The following is a 9,142-nucleotide window of genomic DNA, read 5'->3' on the forward strand; positions in this document are numbered from 1 at the left end:
TACAATCACGTCTTCTATTTCTATAATCAAAATATCCACCTGACATAAAGAGCTCTTATTCTAAAATTAAATTCTATAGTCCAATAAACAAAATTTCACAAAAATTGTATATCAGACTATACAATTTCTACTCAAACAACCTATTAGCCGCTTCCATGGCAGGCTTTACAGCTTCAACCATTTCTGGAATAGCAGCTCTTGTATAATGATCCGTCATGGCAAGGCTATTGTGTCCTGCAATTTTCTGAACAGTTTCCCCAGCAACTTCACGACGCATACGGGTAATATATGTGTAACGCAAAGAGTGGGGCGTAAGTATTCTGTTTTCTGCATTGATACCTGACATGCCAAGAATACGTCTGAACCATTCCTCGGCCAGCCATTTACGAATTGGCTTTCCGTAACGCATAAAAACGTAATCGTTTCCACTTAGATTGTTTTGCAAAATGTAATTTCGCATAATCTGAGCAAAGTCTTCCGGTAGAGGAGCGACACGAAGCTTTTTATCATCCTCAGAACCGCATTTGTTGTAATTTGTCCGGTACAGCTGATTTGATTTGTAAAATCCATCAATAACCAGGATTCCTTCATCGAACAGAAATTGCCGAGCCTGAATTGCAATTCCTTCGCTGATACGAAGCCCGCATTTTGCACAGCACAAGAACATAAGATATATGGCTTTATGACCTTCATCAAACTGAGGATGTTTTGAGTAATGATTACGACTCATATCCATCCAAAGGCTTTCGTTGAACAAAATATTCAGTTCTTCTGTTGAAAAAATATCTTTCTTACGACTGTTACGACGGAATTTTGGAAACAGAGGAACAGGAATGTACGGCAAATCATGGAACGGAGCTTCCGCATAAACTTCACTTACCACCGTAAGAAAATTGTTTTTCCAGCTGCCAGAATGATAATCCTCGGAAAGAAAATCTATAATCATCGGAATTGTAAGCTTTGATAATTCCAGATCACCAAATTCTTCCACGAAAATATTAAGCATAAAACGTTTTGAACGAAGCGTCTCTGAAGTAAGAGTTTTTCCCAGTTTCTCCATCCGCTCCATGTGCTGACCACCGGGAATATACATCCATTCGGCAATCTTCGCTATCGTGATTTTCTCTTCCACGAATAACGGTGGCAGGGTAGAAACAAAAGCGTATGCCTCTACTCGAGTCTTGCAGCCTTTGCAGACTTTCTGATGCATTACACCCGTAACAGGATCATTCCAATAGTAATACCACTTGTGTACTGTCTTGTTCTTTGATTTAGTTGATTTTTTGAAGATGTGATAATTTAAATCCATCTAAGCCTCCAAGTTGTTATGTTAAGCACTTGATATTCGCTTAACATTTTTAATAACCTGAAGGTCAGATTAATTAGTAAATGCTTGTATTATATAGATTTAGCACCTATCCCGAAGTGCTAAATATCATTGGTCTCTAGATTTGAACCAAGGACCAAAGGATTATGAGTCCTCTGCTCTAACCGCTGAGCTAATGGCCCGATTTTGATGAAATTTATACTATCATAAAACCCTATTTTCAGTCAAGATACCGTGGCGGGCGTATAGGTGTGATTTGGACTATAATACCTTATTTTGAAATAGCGCTTTCTGCTAAAATTCGGAATTTCCGAATTTCTTTGGCTATGATTTTTTATGCTCCTCTTAATGTTCAATAATTATCCAATGCCCGTTTTTATCAGCACCTATTCTTTCTATTATTTTCATATTCTGCAATTTCTTCATGTTTTCATTTATGCTTTTTCGTGTAATTCCAACAATATCTGCCAGTTTCTCCTGTGTTACAAAGGGATCCTTTTTTATCTCTTCAAGAATCTTTTTTTTGATTTACAGTGAAGTTTACAGTAACGTTTACAGTCACCTTTTGAGTAACTTTTTTCTCTACCTGTTGATTGAATTTGATATGACAATATCTGTTTTTAAGTTCATTATGTTCTCCCATCAAGAGATTACGGAAGAATTGTTCCAGATACTCCGTAGTCATGTAGATACCCTTATTCATGTTCGTATAATTTGCACGAACTAAAGCATTACGGAAATACCAGCTGTTCTTTTCAAATGGTTCATTGTTTACTTCAAAGCCGAGGGAGTTCAGATACTTAATTGTAAAGACGGCTGTCGTTCTAGTGTTTCCTTCTCCAAAAGGATGAATCTGCCAGATATTTGCAATAAAGCGGGTAATATGTTTTACTGCTTCTTCCTTAGAAAGTTTTGAGTAATCAAAAGACTTTTCCTGTCCAAAATCATATTCAAGAGTCTGTCGAATCATATCTGCATTGGCATAAAGAACTGATTCTCCGTACGTCGGGCTTTGCCCTCCGTTTGCATGAGTAGAAATTATTGACGTTTGCGCCTTCGGCGCAGGCGCATCAAAAACCCATTCACGTTTTGAAATATTATAATCGCGGAATCGCCCTGCCTTTACCTTATAGAATACACCAATAAAAAGTCTTTTATGAATCGAAAGCAGCAAATCCGGTGTAAAACTGAATGTTTTTTCTGCAAGAATTTCGCGGATACGGACAGATACCTTATCAGCTTCTTCTGTATCATCTTCGTCCTCTGTTCTACCCGGACGAGTTTCGTAATAGGAATCTATAAGCTGCTTGGCTTCTTCAATGGTAATTTCGCCATCAATATTCCGCTTTGCAGTTTCATACAGGTATTTAGAAGGAGTAAGTCCATCTACCTGCTGCAAGCCAATGGCAGTCTGCCAGAGCTTTCCGTTTTCCTGCCTGGCAGGTTCACACTGGAGGATGTATGAGTCAAAATCTATTTCGAAGGGAGATGATTTTTCTTTGGACATTAAGACCTCATTTGAATGTTAATTCCCATAATCTTTACTTGGTTCTGCAACTTTTAGCATGCCATAATCATTATCTATTTTGTATTGTACAGGGCGAGGCATTGTCTCTTCTTCCTCAAAATCAGCGACATTATCTGTCCAGAGTTCGCACTGGCTGATTACTGTTTTCAATGCGTCTTCCTGACCTTCCGGTGGATATTTGTATTTCTTAAGAAGCTTCTTAACAATCATTCTCATCTTGGCTCTGGCTGATTCTTTTTTCTGCCAGTCGATTGTTTTATTTTTGCGTAGTGTTTCTGTGAGTTCTTTTGTAAGAGCAACAAGTTCTTCATCGCTATAGAAATCTTTTACGGCCTCTGGTTTTGTGAGCGCATCATAGAAGGCAAGTTCTTCGTCTGTGAGACCTAGTTTGTTTCCTTCCTCGCTCGCATGCAGCATTTCTTTTGCAAGCTTTAAAAGTTCCTGAATTACTTCTTCGTTTGTAAGCATTCCGTTAAGGTAGCGGTTCAAAGTCTGCTGAATGAGTTCGCTGAAGGCTTCTGATTTTACGAGGTTTGTGCGCTTGTAAACTTTTACCTGTTCATCAATCAACTTCTTGAGCATTTCTACGGCGAGATTCTTTTCTTTCATCTTTGAGATGTTTTCAAGGAAGGTTGGATCAAAGAGATTTACTTTTTCGCCGACATCAGAGAAAAGATTTATAACTCCATCTGATTTTACTGACTGTTTAAGAAGTTCATTTATGCGGTCGTTGATTTCTTTGAGGGAAAATTTCTTGCCAGATGGATTATATAAAATACGCATCACAAGAACGCGGACAGATTCAAAGAAGGCTGCTTCAAGGCGCATATGTTCTTTTACCATTGAAGAACAAAGAGAAAGTGCCTGCTTGAGCATAAGTGCTTCTTTGATAAATGCCTGTTTCTGTTCTTCTTTATCCGGGGCAACAATAAAGTTTACAGCCCCGCTGATTGTCTAACTGATTTTATCCTTCAAAATAGTCACTGTCAATTTTTTTGATTTCAAATGTGCGGATTGTGCTGATTCCAACATTATGCTCAATCATCAAACTGGCAAGTTTTTCTCCATCAATTAGAACAACCTTACGATCTACACTAGAAGCATATTCTTCAGCTTCCTTTGTAAAACCACTTGTTGTAATAAATACTCCTTTTGATGCTTTTTGTCCTAATAACGCACCTGCAAACTTTTGAATTTCAGGGCGACCGACAACACCTTTCCAACGCTTTGCTTGTATATATATTGTGTCTAAACCAAGTTTATCTTCCTTTATAAGTCCATCAATTCCTTCATCTCCGCTTTTACCAACAACTTGTGCAGCTTCAGAAAAAGAGCCCCCATAGCCCATATGGACAAGCAAATCTACAACAAGATGCTCAAAAAAAGATGGCGAACATTCTGCAATCTTTGTAAGAATATCATCTACAAGATTTTCTGAAAGCTTTGTATAACCTGTTTCCAACATTTCCTCAGGAGTTGCCTCATTTGTAATGTCTGAGACTGATAAAACTTCTTTTTCATTATGCTTTTGACGAAATTCCTTGAACTCATCAAATTTTCCCAAATATTTTGTAGAAAGTCTTTCTAGATTCTCTTTAAGTACAGATTGTCCTCTGTCTGTTATTTTAAAATATCCACGACGAGTATCTTCCAAAAGTCCTGCTTTTTTCATATAAGTTCGAGCCCAACCAATTCTGTTAGTAATAACATCTTGGGTTTTAGATGGTAAAAGTTCTTTTCGCTCTTCTTGTGTCAGATTGAATTCATTAGAAAGATAATCCACTGCATCTGAAAATTTATGTTCATTATTGTCACCCGCATATTTGAGCAAAGGAAGCATGCATGTCTGATAATCTGGAATCATTATATTTATCTCCTATTTGATTTGTTTATACAGTGTCTGCTTAACAGTATGCAAAAATTTAAATCTTGACAAGTTATTCTGAAGCAGGCGTTGCGGGCGGCGTTTGAGCCCGCAGAAGGGGTAGCGTAAGACAGCTTGCTGGCTGGAGCGAGGGGAAGACATTCCCCTTTTAGCCTTATGTCCTTCAAGAAACTGTTTCAAATGTTCGCGGCTTTCAGCCTGAACAGGTTCCTGACGCAAGAAATCTTTACAATTACAGAACTGACCATAGAGCTGATTATCCAGATCATTGCGGTCTGTAATAACAACGATTGTCGGTGAATCAATTGCCTGCTGCAAAAGGTGTGCATAGAACACCATTGAAAGCGATTTTCCGGAGCCCTGAGTATGCCAGAAGACACCGATTTTACCATCGCCGCTTACTGCAAGCTTTGTGCGCTCTACAGCCTTACGAACTGCAAAATATTGATGATAACCTGCAAGAATCTTATAGGAATTAATTCCATCATTATTAAAACAGATAAAGTTTTTGATGATGTCGAGCAGGCGGGCTTTCTGAAAAATGCCTTCAAAGAAAGTTGTAAAATCAGCAAAGGCCTTGGATTCCATATTTCCGTCTTTTGTCTTCCATTCCATAAAACGGTCTTCACCACTTGTAATGGTTCCCGCCTTGCTTGTAAGCTGGTCGCTCATTACGCAGATACAGTTGTAAATGAACATGGAAGGAATCTCATGTATGTAATTGCGGATCTGTGTGTACGCTTCGCTAGCATCAGTCTGTTCACGGCTAGGAGATTTCAATTCAAAAAGACAGACAGGAAGTCCGTTTAAGAAAAGCAAAATGTCCGGCCGTTTATTTGAGTTTTCTATAAATGTCCATTGATTGGCTACGATAAAGGAATTGTTTGAAGGATTATTAAAGTCTGCAATATAGATGATATCAGATTTAGTTTTGCCGTTTTGATGGAAGCTTACTTCAATACCGTTCTGCAGATAGTCCATAAAAAGAGCATTTTTCTTTTTTAGTTCAGCATTTTCAAAATGTCGGAGTTTGAGGAGCGCCTCGTCAATTGCAGCAGGTGCCGCCTTTGGGTTCAGTCTGCGGATAGAATCTTCAAGAACAGAATCATAAAGCGGAGAATGCCAGTCGCGTTCAATGTCCGGCCCATAAACATGCTCCCATCCCATATTCTGGAACAACTCAATCAGAGCATTTTCATAGGCTTATTCGTTGTAATCGGCGGACATAACAGACTCCTTTCATACAGTTATGTCTATTTTATCACGATTTTGGGGTTTTTGCATTTATTTATGGAGTGTAAAAAAATTAAGCCCCCGACGCATCAGGAGCCTAGAAGGTGTCGTCCGAAGACTACCACCGCAATTCATGTATTATTATATTGAACAACTTGAAAAAGTCAATGTCTTTTTCAAGTTATATCAACATTAAGCAAAAAAGTGCACACCAAGCAAACGAGCTGCTATATCTTGGTGTGTTGTATAGCCGCTTGTTCGGTACGAGTGGCTTTACGGAACTCGTAAAAATTAAGCCCGCAGAGGATAACACACCAATCCGAAGCGGGCTTTATCTTTTTTTTGAGGTGTGCTATGACAAAAAACAATTCCTACCCATTACCGCTAGTGAGAGCTTACAAAGCGGGCGAAATCACACGACAGCAGTTTATAAACGAGTTCAGCGCTTGGCAGAAATCAAACGGCATAAACTTTGACTGCAAAGGCAGCGCCGACCAAAACGGCACATATTTAACTTATCGCGGAATCGTCGGAACAATAAAAAACGGCGTAATCAAGTTCATAACAAAAACAGCAGGTAAAGACTGGGTATATATCAACGAAACAGCAAAAAGCGTTTTCGAGTTTTGCCGCAAGGTTGATTTTTCAAAACAGCGTGAGGGTGTGAAATGGATCTAAAAGACATACCCGAGAGCGCCGTAGTTCAGCAGGTAAAAACAGTTATTAAAGCTACAGGCTTGAAATTGCAGCGAATAAATACAGGCTGCTTTCAAATTGGCGAGGGACGCAACCGCCGTTATGTAAAAACCGCCGAAGCTGGCACCTGCGATTTTGAGGGTTACGACAATCACGGGCGATTTTTGGCGGTTGAGTGTAAGCGGCCAGTGGGCGGGAAGTTATCACCCGCACAGGAAGCGCGAATAAACGACATAAACCGCAAAGGCGGCGTTGCCTTTGTAGTTCATAGCGGGGAAGAGTTTCTGCAAAAACTTAAAGAAAGACATTGCATTTAAAAGGGGGTGCGACAATGTTTGAAAACGAAGAAGTAGAAATCGAGAAAGTGCCAACACCAGCGGCATTTTTAACACTGGTAAAACAGCTTAACGCCATTGCATACGAAAAAGAAGCCGTTTTGCAGTGCGAGGAAAGCGGCGCAAAGGTTGCGAACTTGCAGGGCTTTTTAGCTGGCGTGCGTAATTACAAAAAGGTTATGCACGACAACGGCTACGAGTTTGACATCAAATACGAGGGCACAACAGAGCGCGGCGTATCGTTCTTTGACGACGACGGTTGCGTTTTAGAGCTTGCCGAACTGATAGTAATTAAAAGCGATATTGACGAGTTCACAGAAACACAGACTTTTGCGCACTTTAAAGACAAGTGGCAGCAGGCAGTAGAAACAAAAAAAAGACTGGTTATTTTACACCAGCGAAAAAGGACGCGACCTGCATTTTTGCAAGGGCTGGTATGAAGCCATGAAAACAATAGACGACATAATCGAAAGACTTGGACGCGAGCTTGAAGCTGCGGAAAAAGACGCGGCAAACAGCCTGCCTTTTGACGAAATCGGGCAATAAGGGGAACACGCGCAGAGGGCGCTTAAAGGCGGGTTCAAATCCCGCGTGTTTCAAGAGGTAAACAGCTGGCCAGCGTTCGACCTTAATAATTTTTACGAGGTGCGAAAAATGAAAAATGCTATTTTGAAAATCTGCGAGAAATTGCGCGGATATTCAGACACAGAGCCGTATTTTGAAGTTACAGAAATCAAGAAGAACGGCGACGGGACTTTTACACTTAACGTTAAAGTCGTAGATCCAGCAGAGGACGAGGGGGCACAGAATGAAAGTAACTAACAACTTGCACTTGCCCGAAGCGTTCGTAAAAGCTGTAAGCGTAGAACGCCATAACAAGGCGGGCTGCTATTCAGCTACAACCCTTAACAAGGGCACGAAAGAAGTAATTTTGCAGGAGCGCCACTGGGACGAGTTCAGCGTAGACGCTGCCGAGCAGGTATGGGCGACTTTTGGAACTGCCGTTCATGCAATCATGGAGAAATACGAGGACGGCAATTTTCACGAAGAAAAGTTCGACATTGCCGTTTCAAAATCCCGCGTTACTGGAACCGTAGACAGCTACGACATGGAACACGGAATAATAAACGACTGGAAAACAGCCAGCGTGTACAAAGTTATGAAAGGCGACTTTTCAGACTGGTACAAACAGGGCATGACCTACGCATGGCTTTTGAAGCAGAACGGGCTTGACGTTCGCCGCTGCCGCTTTATTGCGTTACTTAAAGACCACAGCAAGAGCAAGGCCAAGACAGACGCAAGCTATCCGCAAAGCCCAGTATTTACATACGAGTTTGACGTAACGCCCGAGGAATTGCAGCAGACGGGGGAAAGAATCGTAGCAAAAATTAAAGACATCGAAGCCGCCGAGCTTATGAGCGACGACGAAATCGCACCATGCACAGCCGAGGAACGCTGGGCAGATAGCGACAAGTACGCCGTAATGAAAAACGGACGTAAAACAGCCGTTCGAGTTTTCGACCAGCTTGTAGACGCGGAAGCCTGCGCGGGCGCTTTGGGTAATTCCCACTACGTCGAGCACCGCCCCGCAGTGTCGAGAAAGTGCGGTGATTATTGCTTGTGTAAAGATTTTTGCAGCTTTTACAAAAAAGAACAGGAGAACAAATAAAAATGACTGACTTAAACCATGTAATCGAAATAGGCCGACTTACCCGCGATATTGGCGAGCGTGATTTTGGCTACACAACAGGCGGAACAGCACGCCTTAACTTGAGTATTGCTGTAAACCGCAGCGTAAAGAAAAACGGCGCGTGGACTGACAGCGTAAGTTATTTTGACGTGACCGTTTGGGGAAAACCAGCGGAAAACATCAAGCCGTATCTGCACAAGGGCAAGCAGATTGCCGTTGACGGTTTTCTTGATCAGCAGCGCTGGGAAAAAGACGGGCAGAAGTTTTCAAAGGTTGTTATCGTCGCAAACACCGTGCAGCTTTTGGGCGGCAACGAAAACAATGCCGCGCCACAGGAACCAGCGGGCGACTATGCGCCAGCAAGCAGCGGGGACGACTTCCCCGAGGATTTACCGTTTTAATGGGGGTACGGCATGAAACAGGACGAAGCAATTAAAATCTATGAATC

General features: G+C 41.3%; 10 protein-coding genes and 2 pseudogenes. 6 read left to right on the forward strand and 6 right to left on the reverse strand.

The window, feature by feature from the left end; genetic code table 11:
* Positions 1-127: 127 nt before the first annotated feature.
* The 6 genes and pseudogenes from ACKI5B_RS02580 to ACKI5B_RS13420 form a co-directional block, all read right to left on the reverse strand.
* Complete coding sequence (locus tag ACKI5B_RS02580; RefSeq protein ID WP_407425531.1) at positions 128-1,309, reverse strand: tyrosine-type recombinase/integrase; 1,182 nt, start codon at positions 1,307-1,309, stop codon at positions 128-130.
* Between the two features lie 363 nt (positions 1,310-1,672).
* Positions 1,673-1,855: a helix-turn-helix domain-containing protein gene (locus ACKI5B_RS02585; RefSeq protein WP_407425547.1), complete on the reverse strand. Its 183-nt coding sequence runs from the start codon at positions 1,853-1,855 to the stop codon at positions 1,673-1,675.
* Positions 1,836-2,834, reverse strand: a complete 999-nt coding sequence (locus tag ACKI5B_RS02590; protein WP_407425533.1) for a Fic family protein — start codon at positions 2,832-2,834, stop codon at positions 1,836-1,838. Before ACKI5B_RS02590 ends, ACKI5B_RS02585 begins: the two co-directional genes overlap by 20 nt.
* An 18-nt stretch (positions 2,835-2,852) precedes the next feature.
* Positions 2,853-3,809 (reverse strand): annotated as a pseudogene (locus tag ACKI5B_RS13410) (DUF3387 domain-containing protein); the annotation flags it as partial.
* Between the two features lie 10 nt (positions 3,810-3,819).
* Positions 3,820-4,719 carry a restriction endonuclease gene (locus ACKI5B_RS13415; protein WP_486401661.1) on the reverse strand — a complete coding sequence of 300 codons (900 nt, stop codon included), beginning with the start codon at positions 4,717-4,719 and terminating at the stop codon, positions 3,820-3,822.
* 171 nt (positions 4,720-4,890) lie between these two features.
* A pseudogene (locus ACKI5B_RS13420) lies at positions 4,891-5,928 on the reverse strand (type I restriction endonuclease); the annotation flags it as partial.
* Between the two features lie 399 nt (positions 5,929-6,327).
* Here ACKI5B_RS13420 and ACKI5B_RS02600 point away from each other — a divergent pair.
* The 6 genes from ACKI5B_RS02600 to ACKI5B_RS02625 all read left to right on the forward strand — a co-directional run bounded on the left by ACKI5B_RS02600 (position 6,328) and on the right by ACKI5B_RS02625 (position 9,095).
* Positions 6,328-6,651, forward strand: coding sequence for a hypothetical protein (locus ACKI5B_RS02600; RefSeq protein ID WP_407425535.1), 324 nt, complete (start codon positions 6,328-6,330; stop codon positions 6,649-6,651).
* Entirely contained in the window at positions 6,642-6,986 is a 345-nt protein-coding gene (locus tag ACKI5B_RS02605) for a VRR-NUC domain-containing protein (protein WP_407425537.1), read from the forward strand. The genes ACKI5B_RS02600 and ACKI5B_RS02605 overlap by 10 nt, the downstream gene beginning before the upstream one ends.
* Positions 6,987-7,000: 14 nt before the next feature.
* Positions 7,001-7,444 (forward strand): hypothetical protein, encoded by a 444-nt coding sequence (locus tag ACKI5B_RS02610; protein WP_407425539.1) that lies wholly within the window; start codon positions 7,001-7,003, stop codon positions 7,442-7,444.
* Positions 7,445-7,658: 214 nt separating this feature from the next.
* On the forward strand, positions 7,659-7,826 hold the full coding sequence (locus ACKI5B_RS02615; protein ID WP_407425541.1) for a hypothetical protein: 168 nt from the start codon (positions 7,659-7,661) through the stop codon (positions 7,824-7,826).
* A complete protein-coding gene (locus ACKI5B_RS02620) occupies positions 7,813-8,673 on the forward strand; it encodes a DUF2188 domain-containing protein (protein ID WP_407425543.1) in 861 nt (286 codons plus the stop codon). The genes ACKI5B_RS02615 and ACKI5B_RS02620 overlap by 14 nt, the downstream gene beginning before the upstream one ends.
* 2 nt (positions 8,674-8,675) lie before the next feature.
* Complete coding sequence (locus tag ACKI5B_RS02625) at positions 8,676-9,095, forward strand: single-stranded DNA-binding protein (RefSeq protein WP_407425545.1); 420 nt, start codon at positions 8,676-8,678, stop codon at positions 9,093-9,095.
* Positions 9,096-9,142: the final 47 nt, after the last annotated feature.

This window comes from Treponema sp., from assembly GCF_045657965.1.
Lineage (GTDB): Bacteria > Spirochaetota > Spirochaetia > Treponematales > Treponemataceae > Treponema_D.

Coding starts and splice junctions, on each gene's coding strand:
- ACKI5B_RS02600 (WP_407425535.1), top strand. CDS start 6,328: ATGACAAAAAACAATTCCTACCCATTACCGCTAGTGAGAGCTTACAAA.
- ACKI5B_RS02605 (WP_407425537.1), top strand. CDS start 6,642: ATGGATCTAAAAGACATACCCGAGAGCGCCGTAGTTCAGCAGGTAAAA.
- ACKI5B_RS02580 (WP_407425531.1), bottom strand. CDS start 1,309: ATGGATTTAAATTATCACATCTTCAAAAAATCAACTAAATCAAAGAAC.
- ACKI5B_RS02590 (WP_407425533.1), bottom strand. CDS start 2,834: ATGTCCAAAGAAAAATCATCTCCCTTCGAAATAGATTTTGACTCATAC.
- ACKI5B_RS02615 (WP_407425541.1), top strand. CDS start 7,659: ATGAAAAATGCTATTTTGAAAATCTGCGAGAAATTGCGCGGATATTCA.
- ACKI5B_RS02620 (WP_407425543.1), top strand. CDS start 7,813: ATGAAAGTAACTAACAACTTGCACTTGCCCGAAGCGTTCGTAAAAGCT.
- ACKI5B_RS02610 (WP_407425539.1), top strand. CDS start 7,001: ATGTTTGAAAACGAAGAAGTAGAAATCGAGAAAGTGCCAACACCAGCG.
- ACKI5B_RS13415 (WP_486401661.1), bottom strand. CDS start 4,719: ATGATTCCAGATTATCAGACATGCATGCTTCCTTTGCTCAAATATGCG.
- ACKI5B_RS02625 (WP_407425545.1), top strand. CDS start 8,676: ATGACTGACTTAAACCATGTAATCGAAATAGGCCGACTTACCCGCGAT.